Below are 22,703 nucleotides of genomic sequence, written 5' to 3' on the forward strand. Positions count from 1 at the left end.
TCCTTAGTGTTTTATCACGACAACGGCCTGTGCGAGCCGTAACGCAGAGCGGGCTTCCGTATACGTCAGGCAGGCTATCATCAAATGCAAAAGGCCAGCTACCCGGCCTACCCTCAAAACATACGGAGACCGCATGCGATTCGCCCCCACACCCCTGTTGCTCGGTCTGCTGTCCGCACTGAGCGCTTCCTCCGTGATGGCCTCGGGCTATCACTTCGGCTCGCAGTCGGCCTCGGCTCAGGGCACGGCCAATGCCAACGCCGCCGAAGCCGGCGACGCGACGGTTGTGTTCTACAACCCCGCCGGCATGACCCGTCTCGACGGCACCCGCGCCAGCGGCGTGCTCAATGTCGTCGTGCCCGAGGGCAAATTCAAGGACCAGGGCAGCATCACCTCGCTGGGCCTGCCTATCAGCGGCAGCAACGGCGGCAAGTTCGTCGAGGCCACCGCCGTGCCCCATGGCTACATCACCCACAAGTATTCGGACCGCCTCAGCCTGGGCCTGGGCATCTTCGTGCCCTTCGGCTCCAAGAGCGATTACTCGAAGGACTGGACCGGCCGCTACAACAGCATAGGCACCGAGCTGAAGACCCTGGCCTTCAATCCCTCGATCGCTTTCAAGCTCAACGAGAAGCTCAGCCTGGGTGCCGGCCTGACGGCCCAGCACATCGAGGGCAAGCTGTCCAAGGCCGCCGACTTCGGCTCGGGCGCGATGAATCTGGTGATCGAGCAGCAGGTGGCCGCGAACGCGGCGCCGGGCGTGCCGCTGGACGTGGTGCGTGCCGCCGTGATCAATCAGCTGGGTGGGCTGATCAAGCAGGTCTCCGGCAATCCGACCTATTCGGGCCGGGTCGATGTCGAGGGCAAGGACTGGGGCTTCGGCTTCAATCTGGGCCTGATGTACCACTATGACGAGAGCACGCGTTTCGGCATCGCCTACCGCTCGCGCATCAAGCACCAGCTCAAGGGCGATTCGCAATGGCAGGTGCAGACCCCCGCCGGCAATCTGGGTGCGCTGCTGAACGCCGCCCTGCCCGGCGCCGGCACCCAGGTGCAGCAGCGCCTGGTCGGCCTCTATACCGACAGCGATGCCCGCCTGAAGGTCAACACGCCGGAGTCGCTGTCCTTCTCCTTCTACAAGGAGCAGGACAAGAAGTTCGCGGTGATGGGTGATGTCACGCTGACCAAGCATTCGCGCTTCCAGGAGCTGCGCATCGATTTCGCCAACAACCTGCCCGACTCGAACACACTGCAGCGCTGGGAAGACACGGTGCGTGCCTCGCTGGGCATCAACTACAAATGGAGCGATGCGCTGGCCCTGCGCGCTGGCGTGGCCTTCGACCAGTCGCCGGTGACTGCCGTGCGTCGCACACCGTCGATCCCGGACAACGACCGTACCTGGTTGTCCGGCGGCTTCAACTGGAAGCTCGACAACAAGCGCTCGGTGGACTTCGCAATGAGCTATATCCATGTGGCCGACAGCCAGATCGATATGTTCGACAACGGCGGCCAGCGCAATGCGGTCGGCTCGGCCGTCTGCAACACGGCCGGCAACACCTCCAGCTGCGCCACGCTGCGCGGCCGCTATCAGCTGAGCTCGGCCCTGTTCGGCCTGCAGTACAACCATCAGTTCTGAGCCCGACCCTGGTGCCGGCTTGCCGCCAAGGCCGGCCGGTGACACCATAGAGGCCTGTTCCTGATGAAGGAGGTCGGCCATGTCGGATCCCGCCAGCCTGCTCTTGCTGCTCGTCCTGCTGCTGGCCCTGATCGGCGCGCTGCGCTTCGATCTGATGGGCCTGATCTGGCGCGAGTGGCTCAAGCTCGGCAACAAGGGCAGCGCCCTGCCGCCGGCCGACTCCGCCCACGGCCCCTATCAGGGCCGGCCCGGCCACCTGCCGCATCGCAGCCCGGCCGCCGCCCACAAGCCTGACTTCCACCGCAGCGGCCGGCGCGGCTGACCCCAAGGCCGAACTCGGGCAAGATGCGGGTCTTCCCAAGACCCGCAGACATCAAGCCCCATGGCCAACCGACTCTCTCAAATCGCAACCCGCACCGGCGACGACGGCACCACCGGCCTGGGTGATGGCAGCCGCGTGCCCAAGGACCATCTGCGTGTGCAGGCCATGGGCGATGTCGACGAGCTGAATTCGCAGATCGGCGTGCTGCTGGCCGAGCCGCTGCCCGATGATGTCCGCGAGCTGCTGATCACGATCCAGCATGAGCTCTTCAATCTCGGCGGCGAGCTGTGCATGCCCGGCTATGAGCTCTTGAAGATGGACGCCGTGCTGCGCCTGGACGAGGCCCTGGCCCACTACAACACCGCCCTGCCCCGGCTGAAGGAGTTCATCCTGCCGGCCGGCACGCGCAGCGCCGCGATCGCCCATGTCTGCCGCACCGTGGCCCGCCGCGCCGAGCGCGCCGTCGTCACCCTGGCCGCGCAGGAGAGCATCAACGCCGCGCCGCGCCAGTACCTGAACCGCCTGTCCGACCTGCTCTTCGTGCTGGCCCGCGTGCTGAACCGCGCCAACCTCGACGGGCTGGGCGGCGACGATGTCTACTGGCACAGCGAGCGCCTGAAGCGCCAGGACGCCGCCGATCAATCCAGCTGAGCTGCGGCCTCCCTGAGCCGCTTCGCATAGGCCTGGCGCAGCGCCGGCGGCGCCAGCACCTCGACCTGGCCGGCGTGGCGCAGCAGGTCCATCAGCAGCTCGGTGGCATCCACATACGGCACCTCCAGCTGCCAGCGCCCGTCCGCCAGCCACTCGCTTTGCTGGCTGGCGTGCCACTCCTCGCGTGAAACCCAGGCCGCCGCCTCGGCGCTGAACACCAGCTGCGCCTGCTGGGTCTGGCCACCGGCAAAAATGCCGTAGCCCTGGTCGAGCTCCGTCTCCAGCGCCTTCAGCGCCACCGGCTTGGCTTTCTCGTCCAACAGCTCGGCAGCCTCCATCGCGTCCAGCGCAAAGCGGCGCAGGCCCTCGCTCTGATGGCACCAGGCATCCAGATACCAGGTGTTGCGGTAATGCACCAGGCGCTGCGGCGACACCACCCGCGAGCCCAGCGTGCCGCCGCCCTTGCCGCGCTTGCGATAGCTGATGCGCAGCTTCTGACGCTGCACCACGGCGCTGCCCACCGTCTCGAAATACTCGCTGGCCACGCGCCGGCGTGCGGTACTGATCAGCTTGACGCGCCGCGTCATCTCCTTGGCCTCGGCCGCATCGGTGCCCAGCATGCCGGTCAGCTTGTCGAACATGGGCTGCAGATGCCGGCTCAGGATGCCGTTCTCGTCCAGCCCGGACAGCAGCTGGTGCATGGTCAGCAGCGCATGCAGCTCTTTCTCGTTGAACCAGACCCCCGGCAGCTCATGCTGCTGGCCGCGCCATTGCTGGCCGAAGCGGTAGCCATTGGCCAGCGCGTCGTACTCGATCGGCGCATCCATGCGCTCGCGCAGGTACTGCAGATCGCGTTTCAAGGTCGCCGGCGACACCTCCAGCGCCTCCAGCAAAGTCGCAAAACTGACACATTCACGGCCGCGTATCAGCAGCTCGATCTTGTAGAAGCGCTCGGTCCTGTCCATGCGATGGCCATCCCTTCTCTGATTTTTTTACTGGCTCATTCCATGAGCTAGTGAGGTCAGACACTGTGCCACATGGTTGCTGACAAATCGATGGCAGCCGCAACCGGAGCACCTCATGGCACAGATCGCAGCAGCATCCGCCCAGATGGAATTGGGCATCCTCCCCGTCGAACAGGCCGCGCCTGCCAGCCTCGGCTTCGAGCTGGGCTGGGATTTCGCCCACCATGGGGTGGCGCCGCCGGTGGCCCATCTGTATGCGCAGTCGCCGCTGCTGCAGGGCTGGCAGGCCGGCTCGGCCACCTTCGGCCGCCGCACGCTGAAGCCCTCCCGCCACACCCAGCTGTGGCTGCAGCTGCGCACCCATGCCTGGGCGCGCGGGCGCAGCTTCGAGGATGTGCAAGTCACACCCAACTATCTGCAGCAGATCACGGTCGACTACTGCCCCATCCTGCGCCAGCCGCTGCTGGGCCAGGCCTCCGTCGACCGCGTCCGCAACGATGCCGGCTACGCGGCCGGCAATCTGGCGATGATGAGTGCCGGCGCCAATGCCGCCAAGGCCGCCCATGGCTGGGCCGAGGCGAACGAGATCGCCGGCAGCGTCAATGAAGGCCCTTTCCAGCGCATCGCCGGCCTGGGCCCGGCCGAATGGCAGCGGGTCGCGGTGCTGTGCAGCTTCGTCACCGAGCTGTCTCATGAGGAAGCGGCGACGATCCCGCTGCATCTGCTGCCGCCGAACCGGCTGCGCCTGTTCAATCCGATCCAGGCGCTGCAGGCCCTGGTGACCCGCCAGCTCGCGACACCGGGCTGGAGCGCCCGCCTGGCGCGCATCGAGGCCCTGCTGCCGGGCGATGCGCTGCGCGCCGACTTCAACCGCTTCCTGATGGCGCTGGCGCCACGGGTGCTCCGGGTCGGCGTGCTGACCGAGGCCCAGGACATCCGCTGGGCGCTCGAAGACGCCTGGAGCGATGCGCTGGTGCAAAAGCGCTGGGTCCGTTTCGCGCTGCAGCTGAACGCCGCCCAGGCCGAGAAGCTGGTGCAGCGCGCCGCCGCCAAGCGGCTCAGCACCGTCCATGTGCAGCGCCATCCGCGCCTGAGCGCCACCGAGGGTTGGGCGCTGGAACGCGGCGGCTACCGGGCAGCCGCCTGACGAATATTCAGCCCGGCAAACCCTGGCTGACCTTCTCCATGCCGCCGCTCTGGTCCTGCAGGGCCACATGGTGACCGCGCTCGCCGAACCAGTGCGCCCATTGCTCGGCCAGCTTCTTGTTGGGCAGCCAGGGACCGGTGCGGTCCATCTGTACGCGGTTGCCGCGGCGCTCATAGAACACCACGCGCCACATGCCGCTGGAAATTGATCGGTCGAAGTTGCTCATCGGTCGGCGAATCTAGCAGAGCTTGTGTGACGCTGCCGCCCCGTCAAACCCTCAGCGCCGTCAAAAATTCCTCGCTGCCCAGCAGCTTGAAACCGGGCTTGGCGGAACGTGCGACCAGCGCCCGCAATGCCCTGCTGTCGCTGACCAGAACACGGCCGCGCGCGCCCTGCGCCAGGCTCAGTGCGAGCTGCTCGAAGGCCGGCAGCCGTGCGGTCCTGGCAGCTGCCGGCGCCTCGGCCGGCAGCACCTGGGCATAGGGCAGATAGTCGGCCAGCAACTCATGCTGCTGCGTCGCCGACAGCCCCAGCACCGGGCAGGCCAGCGCCAGCATCAGCGCCCGTGCATTGGCCGGATCGACCAGGGCCTGGCAGCGCCCGAGCTGCCAGCTCTGGCGCAGCCGCTGCGCCCGGGCATCGCCCGACACCAGGGCGCCCAGCAGCAGCCGGGTGTCGAACACCACGGTCGGCGCGGCGATCGCTTTGGTCAATCGGCGAGCGGTGCTCATCGCGCGGTCTTGCGCTTGCTGACTGTCTTGACGGCCGGCCTGGCAGCACTCGATGGTTTTTTTGCCGCCGTTGTTTTGCGCGCCGCCACCAGCTTCTTGACGGCTGGCTTCTTGGCCGCTGCGGTCTTTTTGGCACTCAATGGTTTTGCCGCTGCCTTCTGGGCCCAGTCCAGCGCCGCATCCAGCGTTTTTTCGTCGATGGCCAGTTCGGCCAGCTTGGCCCGCAGCGCGTCGCCGCGCTGGATGCGCACCGGGGTCAGGATGATTTGCCCGGCCTTCTCCTGCACCTCGAAATACTGCACCGGCCCGAGGGCCTGGGTCACGCTCTTGGGCAGCGTCAATTGGTTCTTGGAGGTGATCTTGGCCAGCACTTGGAGGACTTGTGGAAAGTAAGGGGCCATTACTTTAACGTTTTCCGACCGGCGGAAAGTGCGTAGGCAAGACCTGGCCCTTGTGGTTCGGAAGGGTGATCGGAGGGACGAAAAAAAGCGCCCTTTGAAGGGCGCTTCATCAACGGAGCTTGGGGTCTCAGACCAGCGAGCGCTGCAGGCGCAGCTCTTCCAAACGCACGCCGCTGACCTCGGTGGTCTTGGTGCTGCCGAGCTCGCGCTTGAAACCGGCCAGCTCGAAGAAACGCAGTGCGCGCTCATTGCGCAGCCAGGTCCACAAGGTCACCTTGGTGCAACCTTCTTCCTGCAGGCCATCGCGGGCCGCATCCCACAGGGCCAGGCCGACGCCCTTCTCCCAATGCACCGGCGAGGCATAGATGGCCCAGATCTCGCCGGTGGTCGACGGCGTGCCCTTGTCGCGCGAGCGGTCGAAGCCGACAAAGCCCATCACCTCGTTGTCGATATGGGCCACCAGCACCTGGGGCTCGCAAAGATCGATGGCCTCACGCCAGAAGGCCTGGCGCTTCTGCACCGACAGCGCGTCCAGTGCGGCATCGGGCAGCAGCCCCTTGTACGCGTCCTGCCAGGCTGCAACATGGATTTCGGCAATGGCTTTGGCGTCACGCAGGGTGGCCGGACGGACCTGAATACTCGACATACGAATGAATAGAACTCTGGGAACTCAAACAAAAACGGAAGGGCGGAATTTTGCGCCCCTAAAGCGCCGCGATGAGCGCTTGACAGCGGGTTTTTTTCTGCCGTCAGTTCGCGGCCAGTGCCGGACTGCGCGCCGCCAGCTGCGGCCGGGCGTAGTCGGATACACAGCGTTGCAAAGCCGTCTTGGCCGCGCGCTGCAGCCGCGCCAGCAGTGCGTGCTCGACGCGCAAGGGCCCGAGCTCACGCGCAAAGCGTTGCGCCAGATCGGCCTGCATGCGCAGCAGCAGATGAGCGGTGGTCTGCGCATCGGCCAGCGCGCGGTGAGCCCGGCCCATGTCCGGCAGCGCATGGAACTGGGCCAGCGTGCCGAGCTTGCAGTTCGGCGCCTCCGGATAGAGCCGGCGCGCCAGCAGCACGGTGCAGGCGAACTCATGGGCGCTGTCGCGCTCGCAGCCGGCCCGCTCCAGCTCATGGAACCAGAAGCCGCGATCGAACGAGGCGTTGTGCGCCACCAGCGGGCAGCCGCGCGTGAACTCGGCCACCTCGCGCATCACCCGCGCCGAATCGGGCGCCTGGGCCAGCATCGCATTGCTGATGCCGGTCAGCTGCTCGATGAAAGGCGGCACCCAGGCGCCGCTGTTCATCAGGCTCTGGTAGCTGCCGACGATCTTGCCGCCGCGCACCAGCACCGCCGCGATCTCGGTGGCGCGGCCGCCCGCGCCGGGTCCGAGGCCGGTGGTTTCAAAGTCGATGACGGCGATGGTCTGCATGCGGTTGAGAGGAGAAAAGATTCAGGGCGGCGGGTACTTCAAGGCATTCTTGGCCAGCTTGCGTTCGACTGCCGCCGCCATATCGACGCCGCTGTGATCGGCAATCTGCAGCAAGTAGAGCATCACATCGGCAACTTCATCGCCCAGATGTTCGAGCTTGGCCGGATCCTGCGCAATCGCCTGCGACTCTTCCGGTGTCATCCACTGAAAGATCTCCACCAATTCGGCCGCCTCCACGACCATGGCCATCGCCAGGTTCTTGGGCGTCTGGTAGGGCTGCCACTGCCGCTCGGCGGCGAACTGGCGCAGCCGCTGCTGCAGGTTCCGGATGTCCATGTCTTCAATCCCTGTATTTAGATCTTTTAACTTGGTAGTCGTAGTAGAGCCGGCAGCCTGCTGTGGACAGCTGGCAAAGTCGCTTTGAATTCAAAGACTTAGCAGCACCAAAAGGCTGTGCGCCGAAGCCGGGACAGCGCCGGGCTCAGCCGACAACAACTTGGTTGCACAAGACATTGCTGTGGACAAGCACCCACTTGCTCAAGACTTATCCACAGACTTGTTCCATCACTCGATGCCGATGACCTTGTGCATCTGCACGCTCAGCCGCCACTGCGGGTGTTCCATGCAATAGGCCACGGCCGCGCGGGTGTGCTGGGCCTTCAGCAGCGAGTCCATCGGCTGCAAGAAGAAATGCTCGAAGTCCAGGCCGGCAAAGCGCTCGGGCAGCGCGGCCGGTTGGGGATAGACCAGCTTCAGCTCATGGCCGCGGGTCAGCACGATCTCGCTGTCGGCCTTGGGGCTGACGCAGATCCAGTCCAAACCCTCGGGCGCCGGCTGCGTGCCATTGGTCTCGACCGCGATCTCGAAGCCGCGGGCGTGCAGCGCCTCTATCAGCGCCGCGTCGAGCTGCAGCAGGGGCTCGCCCCCGGTGCAGACCACATAAGGCCTGCCAGGCCGGTCTGCGGGCCAGCGCGAGGCAATCGCGGCGGCGAGGGCCTCGGCCGTGGCGAACTTGCCGCCGCCCTGGCCATCGGTGCCGACGAAATCGGTATCGCAGAAGTTGCAGACGGCGCTGGCCCGGTCCTGCTCGCGCCCGCTCCACAGATTGCAGCCGGCAAAACGGCAGAACACCGAAGCCCGGCCGGCCTGCGCGCCCTCGCCCTGCAAGGTATAGAAAATCTCTTTGACAGCGTAAGTCATACCGGAATCAGATCATCAATGCCCGAGGCGCTGACGATGGCGCCCGAGCCGCGGGTTTCGTACATATCGACCCGGTCCAGCTGCGGCAGCACGGCCCGGCCCTTGGCCAGCACCCAGGCCGCCAGGCTGGCGCTATCGCCATCGGGCAGGTCGGCGATCTCGTAGAGCGGGCGGTGGTCGATGGCCTTGAAGATGGGATCGAAGCGTGTTTTCACATCGCCGAAGTCCACCGTCCAGCCCTTCAGCGCATCGAGCTCGGCGCTCAGATGCAGGCGCAAGGTGTAGGTATGGCCATGGATGGCCCGCAACGGGCTACCGGCCGGCGCGCGCTTGAGCTGGATCGCGCTGTCCAAGGTCAGCTCCTTCCAGATCCGGTACTGCTGGCCATCGAAATTGGCGCCGCAGGAGCCGGTTTCATAAACCGTGATCCAGGACAGCTCGGGCAGCTGGGGCTTCAGCCGCTGCCACAGCCAGGCCGAGATCACCTCGCTGGTGGGGTTGTCCAGACCCTCGATCTCGTTGAGACACTGGTAGTTCAGCTGCATATGGAAGGGCGCCCAGACCTCGTCCAGATGGTCGTAGTCGATGCTCAGATCACGCTCGCCCAGATCCTGGTTGGCATGGACGATGACCTCGAAGCCGTGGCCATGCATGCGGCCGCATTTGTGGCCGGGCGGCACATTCGGCAATTGGTGCGCGGCCTGGAAGCGGTAGCGCCGCCAGACATGGGCGCGGCCGCTGACATCCAGATCGACCCCGCTGTGCGCGGTGCTCTGGATGCCGATCTGCTGGATCCCCGGCACATCGAAGGCCTGCTCCAGACGGTTTTTGATCCAGCGCGCGATGTTTTCGTCGGTCGGCTGTTCCAGCGTGGTGTTCAGCAGCCCGTGATCCAGCGGCGCCAGACAGGCTTCCAGCCGCCGGCGCAATTCCTCGACCTCCGCGCCGGGAAACGGCGCCCAGTGGGGCGGCAGCGCGGCCCTGACGGTGGCGAGATAGCTGTGGCCGTGCAGACCGCGGCTGCGATGGCCCTCGGGCAAGGCCGGGATCTGGCAGGCGGCTTCGAAACCGCAGGAAGCCGAGTACAGCGTGGAGGGGAGTGGGGCGGGGGATGTGGTGGTCGTGTGCATGGCGCTCCGTGGCGCGATGCACACGGGGCGGCAGTGTGACATGAGCCGGGCTTTGTGCGCTAACCGCGCGACCAAGCCCGCCCGGGCCGCTCAGGCTTTGAAATACAGCGGAGAAACGCTCCGCTCTTCTTACTGGTATTTCTATCTTTCAGATTAGTAGTCTTAGTAGAGCAGCGCTGCGGCTGTGGACAAGCTGTTTTTTCCGTTCTGATTCAAGCACTTGCAAGCGGTCAAAGCATGTGGGTCGCTTGGGGTCAGCGCGGCACACCGACAGATAACAACTCCGGCTCAACGCAAACAGCTGTGGATAACTGGGGTCTTGTTCAAATATTGTGCACAGCTTTGTCCGTCACAGTGCCGGCGCCGCCTCCAGCAAGGACCCCACCATTGCATTGAACATCGCCGCATGGCTGATCGGCCCCAGATGGCCGGCGCCGGGCAGCATGCACAGCTCGGACTGCTCCAGCGCCAGGGACAGCAGCTCGCTGACCCGGCGTGCCGGTGCCCGGGTCAGCGAACCACAGACCAGGCGCAGCGGCAGCGCCCGCAGCCGGGCCAGCTCGCGCGGCCCCCAGGTGGCGGCGAACAGCGCGGCGAAATGCCGATCGACGCTGGGCATGCAGCGCGCGATGCGCTGCTGCTGGTTGTCGTTCATGCCCTGCCAGGCCGGACCGGCCGCCCAGTAGTTGCAGAACATCTGGCCCGCCGCCTCGAAGCGGCCGGCGCCGACCAGCTCGCTGACGATGCGGGCGATCTGGGATATTTCGCTCCAGGCCTCGCCCCAGGGCTCGTGTCTACGCAGCAGACCAAACAATACCGGCTCATACAAGGTGAGTGAGCGCACACAAGACGGGCGCTCCACCGCCATCTGCAGCGCCAGCGCGCCGCCATAGGAATGGCCGACGATGTCCAGCGGCTCCTCGATATCGCCCAGCGCGGCCCAGACTGCGTCGCTCTCCAGCCCCAGCCCGATGGGCGCATCGGCGGGCCAGTCCGGGCTGCGGCCGTGGCCGGGCAGATCGGGGATCAGCAGCTCGCGCTGCCCTTGCAACTGCTCGGCCAGCCCGCGCCATTGGCCGGCACTGGCGCTGCTGGAATGCAGGCACAGCAGCGGACGGCCCTGGCCCAGGCGCTGCATGTTCAGGGAGAGGGTGGCGGTCATCGTGCAAGCCTTGTCTTGTTCAACAACAGGCTGGCAGTCTCGGCGGCTGCGGTTTCAGCCCGGCTTCTGCGGCCGGGTCTGGCGGTTTCGTTTGTTCAAGCGTGTATCCAGAAGGCGCTCTCGGCGAACTCCTGGCCCAGCCACCAGCCGGCCTTGCCGGTGCCGAAGCGGAAGTTGCTGGCCCCGGCCTGGCTTTGCAGCGGCGCCATGACCTCGCCGGCGCTGTCGCGCCTGGCCCGCAGCTCACCGAGCTCGGGCACCACCGGCACGATATGGCCGGAGCGTCCGTCTTCCTTGCGCCGCGCGATGATCAGACCGATCGCGCCCTGGTTGGCGGCCTGCTGCAGCTTGGTCAAGGAGCCGGTCTGGCGCCAGCCAAAGACGGCACCATGGTCGCGCAGCCAGCGGAACAGATCGTTGGCACGCAGCTCGACGATGGTGTTGCCGATCAGCGGCGCCACCGTCTCGCCCTGGGCCAGTTTCAGCAAGGCATGGGCCGACCACCAGACCCGCGGCAGGTAGACACCGGCCAGATGGCAGTAGTCATGCGCGTAGATATTGCAGAAGGTCAGGCCGCTGCGCGGCTGGTAGCGCCCATGGGCCGGCTTGTCGACCGCCAGCCAGTCGATGATGGCGGCCAGCTCCTGGCGCAGGGTCTCGGCATCACCGCCCTTGCGCTGCGGCTGGCCGGCTTCGTTCAGCGAATGGGCATTGGCCAGGTCGATGCGGCGTGTCACCGAGCCGCTCTTGCGCGGCATCCAGACCGCGACGATGCCGCTGCTGGGCAGGGCCGGCGCTGGCTCGACGACGGCAATCGGCTCCGGCGCGGCATCGGCCACCAGCAACTTGGCCGAGACGAAGCCGCGGATCAGTGCGCCGGCCAGGCTGGTCTCGATCTCGAGAAAGCCCTTGACCGGCTTGCCGCTGACGGCACGCACCGGATGGCCGTCCGGCAGGTGGCTGATCACATTGGCGGTCTCGGGCTGGCTGATCAGCGGTTCGCTGCGCACGCGCAGCATGGACAGCTGGGTCTTGACGCGGAACTGGGGGCCTTCGGCGGTGACGGGGCTGGGCGGCGGCAGGATGGCCTGGCCGGGCGGCGGCGCGTCAAGCAGCGCATCTTCGCCGCTCAGCGCCACCGTATGGGCCAGGCGGATGAAGTCGAACAGCGCCTCGCCATAGAACTGCGTGCCGTTGAAATGCCCCTGCTTGAGTCCCTTGGTCGGCTTGAAGCCGCCGGTGTTGTAGGCGATGCCGACGGCGGCCAGCTCCTGGTCGCTGAGCTCGCTGCGGTCCTGCAGACCCAGCTTGCGCAGGCCCTTCTTCAGCTCGTCGACGCACAGGGCCAGCGTGTCTTCGAAGCGCTCATAGCGCTTTTCCAGAAAGTAGTCGGGGTCGCTGAGGAAGAACTGCAGATCGCGCTGGAACAGGCCATAGCCGTGGCAGAACTTGTGCGGCCGCGCGGCCACAGCGGCGAAGCCGGGGATGTGCTGTGCCATGTCGACCAGGGCCTGGTGGGCAATCTCGAACATCGCCGCGCCATCGGGCGCGGCGAGCAGATCGGCCTTGGTCTGCGGGAAGGCGCGGCGGCCCTTGTCGGCATCGAGCGTGTCGCCAACGCACAGGGCCAGGATCTTGTTCGTGCCCAGGTTCTTGCGCCGCAGCAGCGACCAGATGGCACCGGTCTCCTGGCAGGCGATCGCGGTGATCATGTCTACCGTCAGTGGCGTGCCGGCCAGCGCCGGCGTGATGCGGGCCTGGAACTGTTTTTTGAACCACAGGATGTCGGCGCTGTCGGGCATGGCGGTCTCCAGGGAGTGTGCGCCCGACATTAGGGGATCGCAGGGCCGGCGCCTAGCCGTCGGCGGCGGCTTTGCTCCTGCAAGATAGGGATGCCGTGCCCGGTTCCGGGCGCCTCAGCGCCGGCCCGCCGGCTTGGCCGGCAGGGTCTGCAGATAGGCGTACATCGCGTGCAGGTCGGCGTCGTTCAATTCCTTCAGCGCGTTGAAGGGCATCACCGGGCTGACCGCGCTGCCGTCGGGGCGCTGGCCGCTGCGCATCATCGTGGCGAACTGCTCGGCGCTCTGGTAGGCCGGCATCGCGCTGCCCTCGCCCGGCGTCAGGTTCGAGGCCGGCGGCCAGTCGGGCGGCGTGCCCGGGATCTTGCCGCCCGAGAAGCCGGGCCCGTGGCAGCCTATGCACATGCTGGCCACATAGGCGCCGTTCGCGACGCTGACGGTCGAGGCCATCGCTGGCGAGGGCGGCAGGCTGTGGTCGATCTTCTCGGCCGCATCCTCGATCAGGCCCAGGCCGTACATGGCCTTGAAGGGCAGCGACAGCTGGACGATGGCCGGCCCGCCCTCGACCCGGGGCATGCGCTGCAGATGCGCGATCAGCGCGCCCATGTCCTCGTCGCTGAGCCGGTTGTAGTCCTCGCTGGGCATCACGATGGCGGGCCGGCCATCGGGCTTGACGCCATGGCGGATCGCGCGCACCCAGTCCTCGACCCGGTAGTGGGCGACGGTCGGCGAACCCTGCGCGATATTCGGGCCGCGCACGAGCAAGCCCTTGCCATCGTCGATCAGCACCTTGCCGCCGCCGGCGCGGTCATGGCAATCGACGCAGCCGCGCGACAGATAGAGATAGCGACCGCGCTCCAGCGCGGCCGCATCGGTCGGCAGCGGGACGGCTGCCACCCGCAGATCGACCTGGCGCTGCAGCTTGTAGTCGGCGCGGGCCAGGGCCAGGCCGACGGTGGCGGCCAGGGCGGTCGTGAGGCCAAGCAGTATCAAGAGGCTGCGGCGCAGCCAGGTTCGCTGGGTCATGGGTGTTTCCTTGCTTCGGTGGCATCAGGCCGGGCCGCACCTTAATCGCCGGCCGAAGCGAAAAACCGGGGCTGAAACAAACGAAGCCGGGCTGAAACAATCTAAGCGGGGCCGGGAGTCGCCAGGGAGTCGCGCCGGTACTGCAGCAGCCGGCCGCTGTAGCCGGGCTGCTTGATGACGGTCTCCTGCAGCCGGTAGCCCAGCGTCACCATATGGCGGCTGAAGGCCGGGCGATTGCCGCGGTTCGGGTCGACGATGATGACCTCGCTGGCCGGCCGCGCGTGCAGCGCGATGAAGGCGGCCAGGCTGCCGGCCTCGTCGCGCTCGTACAGCACATCGCTGCCGATGATCAGATCGAAGCGGCCCTGCACGCGCGGCGCGCTCTGAGCGCGTTCGGTGGTGGCCGGGCCCCAGTCGCCATGGCAGTAGCGCATCGGCGCCAGCGCATTGAGCCGCAGGTTCTCCAGCAGAAAGCCGGCCGCCATCGGATGGCAGTCGCTGGCCGTCACCAGCGCGCCGCGCCGGTGGCTGACCAGGCTGGCCAGCGCCAGGCCACAGCCGATCTCGAGGATGCTCTCGCCGGCCAGCAGCGGCCGGCACGCCATGGCCGCCGCCAGGTGCAGGCCCGAGGGCCACAGCAGGCCGAACAGCGGCCAGGCCGCCGACGAGATGCCGCGTGCCAGGGCTTCGCCCAGCGGGTCGTCGAACTGCTGGCGGTCCAGCAGCGAGCGGATCTGCAGATCCGCCACGCCAGCGATGGCGATGCACTCCTGCTTGACCACATAGGGCCGGCTCACGACGACGGCCCCGAAAAACCGGCAGGAGTTGGCAGGCCGCAGGGCCGGCCGGGCCTATATTCCCGCCCATCCGAAAGAACCAGGCGGTGAACACGATGAAAAGCCAAGCATTCCGTCATGGGCGCCCCGCCCACGCGCTGCTGCTGACCTTGCTGCTGCTTCAGCCCGCGCTGCAACCCGGTTCGGCACAGGCCGGTCCGACGCTGGATCGCATCAAATCCAGCGGCCGCATCGTGCTGGCGCACCGCGAGTCCTCGGTGCCTTTCTCCTATCTGGATGCGCAGCGTCGGCCGGTCGGCTATGCGCTGGACCTCTGCCACCGGCTTGGCGAGGCCTTGCGCAAGCATCTGCAGCTCAAGAGTCTGGCCACCGACTATCTGCAGGTCAGCTCCAGCGACCGCATCGCGGTGATCGCCGAGGGCCGTGCCGACCTGGAATGCGGCTCGACCACCAACAACGCCGAGCGGCGCGAGAAGGTGGCGTTCACCGTGCCGCACTACATCACCGGCTCGCGCTATCTGGTGCGCGCCGATTCCGGCATCAAGGAGCTCAGCGATTTCGCCAAGCGCCGGCTGGTGCCCACCAAGGGCACGACCAGCTTCAAGGAGATCCAGGCCGTCAACCGCGACCGCCTGCTGGGCATCCAGGTGCTGGAGGCGCCCGATCATGGGCGCGCCTTCGAGATGGTCGAAAAGGGCGAGGCCGACGGTTTCGTGATGGACGATGTGCTGCTCTACGGCCTGATCGCCGGCAGCAAGAATCCCCGGGGCCTGGAGGTGGTGGGCAAGTTCCTGACCATCGAGCCGCTGGCGGTGATGATGTCGCGCGAGGACGCCGAGCTCAAGCGCGTCGTCGACGCCGAGATGAAGCGCCTGATCGCCAGCCGCGAGGCCCATGCCCTCTATGAGCGCTGGTTCCAGCAGCCGATACCGCCGAAGCAGACGGCGCTGAATCTGCCGATCAGCTATTTGCTGCGCGACTTCTGGAAGTATCCGAGCGACCAGGTGCCGAACTGAGCGAGGGCCGTGCACCTGATGGCCCATGGCCTCAGCTCAATAGCGTGTAAGGCCCGCCGCGCTCCAGCGCGCGCTGGTAGGCGGGGCGTGCATGGATGCGCTTCAGGAAGTCGCTCAGCCGGGGTCGGTCGCCGGCCAGCCCGCCGCGCGAGGCGGCTGCCTCGAGCGGAAAACTGAGCTGCACGTCGGCGGCCGTGAACTCGGCGCCGGCGAACCAGGGGCTCTTGGCCAGCTCGGCCTCCATGAAATCCAGATGGCTCTTGATCGCCGGCAGGATGAAGCCGGCCTTGACCTTGGCCGCGATGCCCTTGGCAATCGGCTTGGCGAAGAAGGGCATGGGCCCGCGCTCGAGGCGGTCAAAGATCAGCTTCATCAGCAGCGGCGGCATCGCCGAACCCTCGGCGTAATGCATCCAGTAGCGGTAGCGCAGCGCCTCGGCGCTATCGGCCGCGGGCTTGAACCGGCCCTGACCGTAGCGGTCCACCAGGTATTCGAGGATGGCGCCCGACTCGGCCACCACCAGCGCGCCGTCGGTGATCACCGGGGACTTGCCCAGCGGGTGCACCGCACGCAGCTCGGGCGGCGCCAGCATCGTCGCCTTGTCGCGCTGGTAGTGCTTGATTTCGTAGGGCAGGCCCAGCTCTTCGAGCAGCCACAGCACGCGCTGGGAGCGCGAGTTGTTGAGGTGGTGAACGGTGATCAATCCAAGCTCCTGTTGTCAGCGGCGGCCGCGGGTCTGCCACAGCGGCTTCTTGCCCTTCAGATGGCGCTCGATGCCGTCGTTGAGCCGGCTGCGCAGATCCCCGACGGCCGCCACATGGCCGTAGACCCCCGGGAAGCGCAGGTCCAGCCACAGCCACAGGGTGCAGGAGCGCAGCGCCTGCTCCATGCGGTCGAGGCGGCTGTGCTCGTCGACATCATCGAGGAACCAGGGCGCGCCGACCGTGCCGGTCAGCGCGTGGCGGCTGGCCCAGTCCAGATACTCCTGCACCTGGCTGTCGGTGCGACTGTCCACCGGCGCCTGCGCATAGATGAAGCGGGCCTTCAGCGGCAGGCCGCCGGCCGCGCGGTCCAGCTGCTCGGCCAGCGCCAGCATCTGCTCCAGCTCGGCCACCTCGAAATGGGCGTTGTCCAGCAGCAGCTGGTCCATGAAGACCATCAGCACCCCATGCAGCTTCTTCAGGCCCAGGCGCTGCGCGATGGTGTCGATATGCCACCAGTTCGGCGCCACTGCGGCCTTGAAGTCGCGCGGCGCGCGCGGGCTCTTGGGCAGCAGCTCCTTGAGCGTGCGCGCCGCCGTCGGTTCGGCCTCGCGCAGCACGCCGACAAAGCCCTCGTCATGCATGCCGTAGCGCCCGGCGCGGCCGGCGATCTGGTGCACCTCGGTGACTTCCAGTGTGCGGTCGCCCTGGCCATCGAACTTCGTCATCGTGCTGAACAGCACGCGGCGGATCGGCAGGTTCAGCCCCATGCCGATCGCGTCGGTGGCCACCAGGATATGGGTCGCGCCATTGGCAAAGCGCTCGGCCTCGCGGCGTCGCACCTCGGGCGGCAGCGCGCCGTAGATCACCGAGACCGGATGGCCGGCTGCGCCGATCTGGTCGCGCAGCATCAGCACCTCGCGGCGGCTGAAGGCCACGACCGCGTCGCCATGCTTGAGCGCCGCGATCGGCACCGGCGCCGGCAACAGCTGCACCTCCTGCTTGCGCTCGAAATGGCGCACCGTGCAGCGCTCGCCACACAGGCCCAAGAGGCTTTCGATCGCCGGCACCGCATAGGCGCTGCAGATGATGATCAGCTCATTGGCCGGCACCGCGACGATGGCCTGGGTCCAGGCCCAGCCGCGGTACAGATCGAACAGCATCTGCGCCTCGTCGATCACCGCGACGTCGATGGGCTTGTTGGTGTTGACCATCTCGATGGTGCTGGAGACCACGCGCGAGTTCTCGGCCGGCACATTCTCCTCGCCGGTCAGCAGCGAGCAGGGCACGCCGCGGCCCACCAGCCGGTCGCGCCCTTCCAGTGCCAGCAGGCGCAGCGGCGCCAGATAGGCCCCCTGCTGGGCCTGGGCCAGGCGCTCGAAGGCCGCATAGGTCTTGCCGCTATTGGGCGCACCGACGTAGAGCGTCACGGTGCGCTGCATGCGCCGCGCGATGTCGAAGGTGTCCGGATAGCCCTGGAAGGCCAGATCCTGGTTCAGGCCGGCCAGCGCATTGAGCTCGGCGACGCGATGTTCCCAGCGGTCCTGGGCCCGCGTGCAGCCGGCCTTCAGGGTCTCGAAGGACTGCGGCGTCGCGCACTCCGACTGCAGGCGCGGCAGCAGCGTGTCCAGGTGTTCCGGGTGGCCCGATTCGCTGCGCAGATAGAGATTCTCCAGATGCGCTTGCAGCTCGGCCGCATGGGTGTAGGCCGGCATCTGGCCGATCGCGGCCTTCAGCGCGTGCAGATCGCCGCTGCGGTAGAAGGCCCAGATCGGCGCGTCATCGGCGACTTCGGCGCGGTAGCTGACCGGAATCTGCCAGCCCGGCTCGGCGAGCTTGAGCACCAGCTTGCACAGCCGGCTCCAGCGCTGGCCTTCACGGCTCAGGCCCAGCGCGGTCTCGATCTGGGCGGTGCGCTGCTGCATCAGCGCGCGCACCGTCGGGGCGGTGCCGACCACATCGAGATGGGCCAGCGCCGAGGCGATCAGGCGCGGCGCGATCCAGCGGCTGGGCCGCGCGCCGCTGCTGGCCTTGGTGGCCTTCTGGATCTGGATCAGGCCCAGCTTGTCGAGCTGATCTTCGTGTCCGGTCTCGCCATCGAAATCACCGGGTGTCAGCACCTGCGGCAGCTGATAGGCCGCCTGGCGGATGCGCTGCCATTGCTCGGGCGCGATGTCGGCCGGCAGGCGGGCCGCGTGGCGCGGGTTCGGGAGTTGCATCGTGGCCGGCGGGAGTTGGGCGGCCGGCGCGGGAGTGGGGAGAGTTTTTGTATCAGGCACTTGGGGAGTGGAACACAAGAGGCCGGCGGGCTGTGCCTCTGCTCTGGCAGAAGAATGCACTGCCAGCCCCTGCCAATCGCGCAGATGTCGCCGTTGCGGGCACCGACTTCGGCATCCGTCCGAGCCGGTTCTGCCTAGCATCAAGCCATCCCTGATCAACTGCCGAGAGGCGTCCTCCTGCATGTCAAACCATCTGCTCGTCCCCTTCAACTTCGACCAACTCGGCGAGGCGCAGGAATACCGGCCGCCGGCCGACCGTGTCATCGAGGGCGATATCGTCTGCCGCAGCTGGGAGGTCGACAGCGCCAAGGACGGCAAGGTGCGCGCCGGCGTGTTCGAGGCCACGCCGGGCGTCAACCGTTCGATCAAGGGCGAAACCTGGGAGTTCTGCCTGATCCTGTCCGGCCGGGTCGAGATCACCGAGGACGGCCACCCGCCGGTCATCTACAAGGCCGGCGACTGCTTCATCATGAAGCCCGGCTACACCGGCACCTGGCGCACCTTGGAGACTGTGCGCAAGGTCTGGGTCACGGCCTGAAGAGGTCGGCAGCGTCGCCGGCCCCCACCTGCCCGAACACCTCCAGCGCCCGCTGCGCGTGCAGGGCGCTCAGCATGTCCGCCGGATCCACCGCCTCTGCCAGCGCCAGTGCACCACTGAGCCGATACGAGGGCGCCAGCAGGCGCCGGGCCGCTTCGATGACGATGGGGGCGGTCACGGCATAGATGTCCTGCCCGCGCACGCCGGCCTTCTTGCTGACACCGTCCTGCAGCAGCTCCAGCTGCAGCTCGAAGCGCTGGGCCGAACGGCCGCTGTCGTCCACCGCGGTGGGCGGCGGCGTCGTGGCATCGCGGATGTCCTCGAGCGCCGAGCGGTTGAGCAGGGAGCGGATCGCACCGATCTCCAGATGATGGCTGAGCGTGATGATCTCGCTGAACGGCAGCTCGACCATGGGCAAGCGGCCCAGCGGCGCCCCGAAGCGCCAGTCTTGTGGCTCGGCCGCCGGCACCAGCGGCGCAAGCCGGCCTTGCTTGACCACCAGGCGGGGCAGCTTGTTGCGCTCGCCGGTCTCGCGCGTGCCATGGGTGGGCCACCAGCGGTCCAGTCCGATCGCGACCGTGATCGCATCGATCGTGCCGGCCGAGGCCATCGCGCTGGCCAGCAGGTCGGCCAGGCCACCATAGAAGCCGGCCGCCGGGATCACGACCCGGCCGGCGGCGCGCGCCGGTGCATCGAGCTCGGCAAAGCTGGCCTGGGCGCTGCCCTGTTCGGCCGTCACATCGATGTAGTGGCTGCCGGCCCGCAAGGCCGCCCGGGCCACCGGCGCGGCGGTGTCGAGAAACGGCCCGACGCAGTTGATCACCACGGCGCAGCCGGCAAAAGCCTGTTCAAGACTGGCGTCGTCGTCGAGCGCTGCGACCCGGTGGGTCACGGCCGCCGACGCAAACATCTCCGCGAGCCGCGCGGCATTGCGACCGACCGCGGCCACATTCAGCCCGCGGCGCAGGGCTTCAGCAACGACGAATCGACCGGTAGTGCCGCTGGCACCGTAGACGGCAATGGAGGCGGCGGAAAAGGGCTTGCTGGTGGATGTTGGCATGATGTCCTTTCGGTAGATACAGACCTGTCTGTTCTTTAATGATTACAGACAGGTCTGTATCATGTCAAGCATGGTCAACACACCAACCCCCCGTTCCCCACGAAATCCGATGGCCGGTGCGGCCATCAAACGTGCGGCCAAGGCTGCGGGCGGTGTCGCCATCGAGCCGGTGCCGGATGTGCGCGACCGCATCCTCGACACCGCGTCCACGCTGTTCTATCAGCGCGGCGTGCGTGCCGTCGGCGTCGATCTGGTCGTGCAGGAGGCGGCGGTGGCCAAGACCAGCCTGTACCGCTATTTCCCCACCAAGGACGATCTGATCGTCTCCTTCCTGGAGCGCGAGGATCTGGAGTTCTGGGCGCTGTGGGACAGCGTGGCCGCGCAGCATGCCGACGACCCCGCCGGCGAACTGGCCGCCCATATGCGCTGGATCGGCGAACGCCTGGCCCGCGCCAACTACCGCGGCTGCCCGCAGATCAATGTGGCCGCCGAATTCGCCGAGCAGGATCACCCGGCCCGCCAGGTCGCGCAGCGCCATATGCTGGCGCTGCGCGGTCGGCTGCAGGACATCGCCCGGCGGCTGGGCGTGGCGCGCCCCGACCCACTGGCCGCCCAGCTGGCGCTGCTGGTCAACGGCGCCTTCGTCAGCTCGGCCCTGCTCAGTGCCGAGGAGGCCACCGATGTGCTGCTCGGCGCGCTGCAAGCCCTGCTGGCCGCAGCGCGCGCCGGCGCCTGAACCGAGCCCCGCTCCGAACCCCCAAGCCAGAAAGGTTTGATCGCCATGAGCACGACCACCACCATCCGTCTGCACCGCGTGCTGCGCGCGCCGGCCGAGCGCATCTACCGCGCCTTCCTCGATGCGGCGGCCTTCAGCAAATGGCTGCCCCCGCATGGCTTCACCGGCACGGTCCACGAGATGGATGCGCGGGTCGGCGGCGGCTATCGCATGTCCTTCACCAATCTGACGACCCAGCAAAGCCATGGCTTTGGCGGCCGTTATCTGGAGTTGGTTCCGCATGAGCGGCTGAGCTATACAGCCATCTTTGATGCGGCGCTGAACCTGCCCGGCGAGATGCGCACCACCGTGACGCTGAAGGCCGTGTTCTGCGGCACCGAGGTTCATATCGAGCAGCAGGGCATACCGGCCCAGATTCCGGCCGAGGCCTGCTATCTGGGTTGGCAGGAGTCGCTGACCCTGCTGGCCCAGCTGGTCGAGCCCGAGATCCGCCAGTAGCATCCAGCGGTCCGTCCCTCCATCTGGCCACCGGGAGCCCGTCGATGTTTTCCCACGTCTTTGTCGGCGTCAGCGACTTCGAACGCGCTCTGGCCTTCTACACGCCGCTGATGGCCTGCCTGGGTCTGCCGCCGCGCTTTTGCGATCATGATCGCCCCTGGGCCGGCTGGCAGACGCCGGGAAGCGCCAACGGCCGCCCGCTATTCCTGATCGGCCGGCCCCATGACGGCCAGGCCCATCTGCCGGGCAATGGTCAGATGCCGGCCTTTCTGGCCGCTGATCGAGCCAGCGTCGATGCCGCCCATGCGCTGGCGCTGCGCCTGGGCGGCCGCTGCGAGGGTCCGCCGGGGTTGCGGCCCGACTACCACCCGCACTACTACGGCGCCTACTTCCGCGACACCGAGGGCAACAAGCTCGGTGTGGCCTGTCACACGGCCGAGTAGCTGGGTCGGCATCAGCCGGGCTTCTTCGACCGCCGCGGCCCCGCCCCGTGCTGGCGCAGTTCCTGCGCCGTCAGGAAGAACTCGCGGTTGCCCGCCACCCGCTCCACCGCGAGATCGATGAAAGCCCGCACCCGGGCCGGCTGTGCGAGCCGGCTACCGTAGTAGGCATACAAGCCCAGGTGCTCGGCCACATGGTCGGTCAGCAGCGGTACTAGCAGGCCGGCGCGTATCAGCGGCGCGGCGCTGACGCCGACCAGCTGGCCGATGAACTCTCCGGCCAGCACGGCCTTCTCTTCCAGCTCGACATCGTTGGTGCACAGCCGCGCCGGGATCGTGCGCGAGACGATGTCCTCGCCGACCCTGAAGTCCCAGCTCATCAGCTTGCCGGTGGCCGGGTGGCGGAAGCCGCTGCAGCGGTGCTGTGAGGACAGCAACTCGTCGATGCTGGTGGGCACGCCGTGGCGTTGCAAATAGCGGGGCGCGGCGCAGACGATCAGCTGGATCGGCAGCAGCCGTCGCGCCACGACGCCCTCGGCCGGCGGGCTGCCGGCACGAAAGCCGACATCGATGCGGTCCTCGACCCAGTTGCCGATGCGATCGTCCAGCTGCACATCGGGCTCGACCTCGGGGTGGCGCCGGCAGAACTCCTCCAGCACCGGCCACAGCATCGGCAGCATGATGGAGCGCGGCGCCGCGATGCGCAGCGGCCCGGCGATCTCGTCGCGGCCGCGCCGCGCGCCATGCAGTGCGCGTTGCAGCGTCGCCAGACCCGGTTGAGCGGCTTCCAGAAAGGCGCGGCCCTCCTCGGTCAGGCTCAGGCTGCGCGTCGTGCGATGGATCAGCCGCACCCCCAGATGCGCCTCCAACTGGCTCAGCGACAGGCTGGCCGCTTGCGGCGTGATGCCCTGCGATGTGGCGGCCTGTCGCAGGCTGCCCAGCTCGACGGCCTTGATGAAGGTGGCGACGGCGCGCAGTTCGTTGAAAGCCATGCAAGTCCTCGAATTGTCATGATTATCTTGCGGATCAATGCATGGATTGTGGGCTAGTTGG

The 22,703-nt window shown here is 67.3% G+C and carries 26 protein-coding genes; 9 read left to right on the forward strand and 17 right to left on the reverse strand.

The window, feature by feature from the left end; genetic code table 11:
- The first annotated feature begins 133 nt into the window (after positions 1-133).
- The 3 genes from ABGI63_RS03585 (at position 134) to ABGI63_RS03595 (ending at position 2,609) form a co-directional block, all read left to right on the forward strand.
- Complete coding sequence (locus tag ABGI63_RS03585) at positions 134-1,636, forward strand: OmpP1/FadL family transporter (RefSeq protein WP_349741093.1); 1,503 nt, start codon at positions 134-136, stop codon at positions 1,634-1,636.
- A 79-nt stretch (positions 1,637-1,715) separates the two neighbouring features.
- Positions 1,716-1,958, forward strand: coding sequence for a hypothetical protein (locus ABGI63_RS03590; protein ID WP_349741094.1), 243 nt, complete (start codon positions 1,716-1,718; stop codon positions 1,956-1,958).
- A 60-nt stretch (positions 1,959-2,018) separates the two neighbouring features.
- Positions 2,019-2,609: a cob(I)yrinic acid a,c-diamide adenosyltransferase gene (locus ABGI63_RS03595; protein WP_349741095.1), complete on the forward strand. Its 591-nt coding sequence runs from the start codon at positions 2,019-2,021 to the stop codon at positions 2,607-2,609.
- Here the strand turns inward: ABGI63_RS03595 and ABGI63_RS03600 are convergent.
- Positions 2,597-3,574: a helix-turn-helix transcriptional regulator gene (locus tag ABGI63_RS03600; RefSeq protein WP_349741096.1), complete on the reverse strand. Its 978-nt coding sequence runs from the start codon at positions 3,572-3,574 to the stop codon at positions 2,597-2,599. The two genes, ABGI63_RS03595 and ABGI63_RS03600, sit on opposite strands and share 13 nt — an antisense overlap.
- Before the next feature lie 115 nt (positions 3,575-3,689).
- Here ABGI63_RS03600 and ABGI63_RS03605 point away from each other — a divergent pair, with 115 nt between their 5' ends.
- Positions 3,690-4,721, forward strand: a complete 1,032-nt coding sequence (locus ABGI63_RS03605; protein ID WP_349741097.1) for a hypothetical protein — start codon at positions 3,690-3,692, stop codon at positions 4,719-4,721.
- Between the two features lie 7 nt (positions 4,722-4,728).
- Here ABGI63_RS03605 and ABGI63_RS03610 read toward each other — a convergent pair whose 3' ends face one another.
- The 12 genes from ABGI63_RS03610 to ABGI63_RS03665 all read right to left on the reverse strand — a co-directional run bounded on the left by ABGI63_RS03610 (position 4,729) and on the right by ABGI63_RS03665 (position 14,382).
- Positions 4,729-4,947: a hypothetical protein gene (locus ABGI63_RS03610; protein WP_137945357.1), complete on the reverse strand. Its 219-nt coding sequence runs from the start codon at positions 4,945-4,947 to the stop codon at positions 4,729-4,731.
- 43 nt (positions 4,948-4,990) lie between these two features.
- Complete coding sequence (locus ABGI63_RS03615) at positions 4,991-5,452, reverse strand: hypothetical protein (RefSeq protein ID WP_349741098.1); 462 nt, start codon at positions 5,450-5,452, stop codon at positions 4,991-4,993.
- Positions 5,449-5,823 carry an AbrB/MazE/SpoVT family DNA-binding domain-containing protein gene (locus tag ABGI63_RS03620; protein ID WP_349741099.1) on the reverse strand — a complete coding sequence of 125 codons (375 nt, stop codon included), beginning with the start codon at positions 5,821-5,823 and terminating at the stop codon, positions 5,449-5,451. The genes ABGI63_RS03615 and ABGI63_RS03620 overlap by 4 nt, the downstream gene beginning before the upstream one ends.
- A gap of 157 nt (positions 5,824-5,980) precedes the next feature.
- Complete coding sequence (locus ABGI63_RS03625; protein ID WP_137945355.1) at positions 5,981-6,499, reverse strand: GNAT family N-acetyltransferase; 519 nt, start codon at positions 6,497-6,499, stop codon at positions 5,981-5,983.
- A 103-nt stretch (positions 6,500-6,602) separates the two neighbouring features.
- The gene (locus ABGI63_RS03630) at positions 6,603-7,268 is read right to left on the reverse strand and encodes a 3'-5' exonuclease (protein WP_349741100.1); all 666 of its coding nucleotides are present in this window, start codon (positions 7,266-7,268) and stop codon (positions 6,603-6,605) included.
- Between the two features lie 21 nt (positions 7,269-7,289).
- Positions 7,290-7,604 carry a nucleotide pyrophosphohydrolase gene (locus ABGI63_RS03635; protein WP_262972223.1) on the reverse strand — a complete coding sequence of 105 codons (315 nt, stop codon included), beginning with the start codon at positions 7,602-7,604 and terminating at the stop codon, positions 7,290-7,292.
- Between the two features lie 228 nt (positions 7,605-7,832).
- The gene (queE, locus tag ABGI63_RS03640; RefSeq protein ID WP_137945352.1) at positions 7,833-8,468 is read right to left on the reverse strand and encodes a 7-carboxy-7-deazaguanine synthase; all 636 of its coding nucleotides are present in this window, start codon (positions 8,466-8,468) and stop codon (positions 7,833-7,835) included.
- Complete coding sequence (locus ABGI63_RS03645) at positions 8,465-9,598, reverse strand: 6-pyruvoyl trahydropterin synthase family protein (RefSeq protein ID WP_349741101.1); 1,134 nt, start codon at positions 9,596-9,598, stop codon at positions 8,465-8,467. The genes queE and ABGI63_RS03645 overlap by 4 nt, the downstream gene beginning before the upstream one ends.
- A gap of 349 nt (positions 9,599-9,947) precedes the next feature.
- Complete coding sequence (locus ABGI63_RS03650) at positions 9,948-10,760, reverse strand: alpha/beta fold hydrolase (protein WP_349741102.1); 813 nt, start codon at positions 10,758-10,760, stop codon at positions 9,948-9,950.
- 95 nt (positions 10,761-10,855) lie between these two features.
- Positions 10,856-12,562, reverse strand: a complete 1,707-nt coding sequence (locus ABGI63_RS03655) for a hypothetical protein (protein ID WP_349741103.1) — start codon at positions 12,560-12,562, stop codon at positions 10,856-10,858.
- Positions 12,563-12,676: 114 nt separating this feature from the next.
- Positions 12,677-13,585 (reverse strand): c-type cytochrome, encoded by a 909-nt coding sequence (locus ABGI63_RS03660; protein WP_349741104.1) that lies wholly within the window; start codon positions 13,583-13,585, stop codon positions 12,677-12,679.
- 101 nt (positions 13,586-13,686) lie between these two features.
- A complete protein-coding gene (locus tag ABGI63_RS03665) occupies positions 13,687-14,382 on the reverse strand; it encodes a class I SAM-dependent methyltransferase (protein ID WP_349741105.1) in 696 nt (231 codons plus the stop codon).
- A gap of 95 nt (positions 14,383-14,477) precedes the next feature.
- Here ABGI63_RS03665 and ABGI63_RS03670 point away from each other — a divergent pair, with 95 nt between their 5' ends.
- Positions 14,478-15,398 (forward strand): amino acid ABC transporter substrate-binding protein, encoded by a 921-nt coding sequence (locus ABGI63_RS03670; RefSeq protein ID WP_349741106.1) that lies wholly within the window; start codon positions 14,478-14,480, stop codon positions 15,396-15,398.
- Positions 15,399-15,429: 31 nt separating this feature from the next.
- On the opposite strand, the gene ABGI63_RS03675 is transcribed toward ABGI63_RS03670, so the two are convergent.
- Together ABGI63_RS03675 and ABGI63_RS03680 are read right to left on the reverse strand one after the other, a co-directional pair.
- Entirely contained in the window at positions 15,430-16,101 is a 672-nt protein-coding gene (locus ABGI63_RS03675; RefSeq protein ID WP_349741107.1) for a glutathione S-transferase family protein, read from the reverse strand.
- A 15-nt stretch (positions 16,102-16,116) separates the two neighbouring features.
- Positions 16,117-18,318 carry a helicase-related protein gene (locus tag ABGI63_RS03680; protein ID WP_349741108.1) on the reverse strand — a complete coding sequence of 734 codons (2,202 nt, stop codon included), beginning with the start codon at positions 18,316-18,318 and terminating at the stop codon, positions 16,117-16,119.
- A 241-nt stretch (positions 18,319-18,559) separates the two neighbouring features.
- Between ABGI63_RS03680 and ABGI63_RS03685 the strand changes: the two genes are divergently transcribed.
- Positions 18,560-18,916, forward strand: coding sequence for a cupin domain-containing protein (locus ABGI63_RS03685; protein ID WP_349741109.1), 357 nt, complete (start codon positions 18,560-18,562; stop codon positions 18,914-18,916).
- Here the strand turns inward: ABGI63_RS03685 and ABGI63_RS03690 are convergent.
- Positions 18,906-19,976 carry a saccharopine dehydrogenase family protein gene (locus tag ABGI63_RS03690; RefSeq protein ID WP_349741110.1) on the reverse strand — a complete coding sequence of 357 codons (1,071 nt, stop codon included), beginning with the start codon at positions 19,974-19,976 and terminating at the stop codon, positions 18,906-18,908. The genes ABGI63_RS03685 and ABGI63_RS03690 overlap by 11 nt on opposite strands.
- A gap of 109 nt (positions 19,977-20,085) precedes the next feature.
- On the opposite strand from ABGI63_RS03690, the gene ABGI63_RS03695 reads away from it, so the two are divergent.
- The 3 genes from ABGI63_RS03695 to ABGI63_RS03705 are packed head-to-tail and all read left to right on the forward strand — an operon-like array spanning position 20,086 to position 21,653.
- Positions 20,086-20,712: a TetR/AcrR family transcriptional regulator gene (locus ABGI63_RS03695; protein ID WP_349741111.1), complete on the forward strand. Its 627-nt coding sequence runs from the start codon at positions 20,086-20,088 to the stop codon at positions 20,710-20,712.
- Between the two features lie 45 nt (positions 20,713-20,757).
- The gene (locus ABGI63_RS03700) at positions 20,758-21,210 is read left to right on the forward strand and encodes an SRPBCC family protein (RefSeq protein ID WP_349741112.1); all 453 of its coding nucleotides are present in this window, start codon (positions 20,758-20,760) and stop codon (positions 21,208-21,210) included.
- 44 nt (positions 21,211-21,254) lie between these two features.
- Positions 21,255-21,653 carry a VOC family protein gene (locus ABGI63_RS03705; RefSeq protein ID WP_349741113.1) on the forward strand — a complete coding sequence of 133 codons (399 nt, stop codon included), beginning with the start codon at positions 21,255-21,257 and terminating at the stop codon, positions 21,651-21,653.
- Positions 21,654-21,664: 11 nt separating this feature from the next.
- On the opposite strand, the gene ABGI63_RS03710 is transcribed toward ABGI63_RS03705, so the two are convergent.
- Positions 21,665-22,642 (reverse strand): LysR family transcriptional regulator, encoded by a 978-nt coding sequence (locus tag ABGI63_RS03710; RefSeq protein WP_349741114.1) that lies wholly within the window; start codon positions 22,640-22,642, stop codon positions 21,665-21,667.
- Positions 22,643-22,703 lie beyond the last annotated feature (61 nt).

Origin of the sequence: Roseateles cavernae, from assembly GCF_040187885.1 — a bacterium.
In the GTDB taxonomy this organism is placed as follows: domain Bacteria; phylum Pseudomonadota; class Gammaproteobacteria; order Burkholderiales; family Burkholderiaceae_C; genus Roseateles_E; species Roseateles_E cavernae.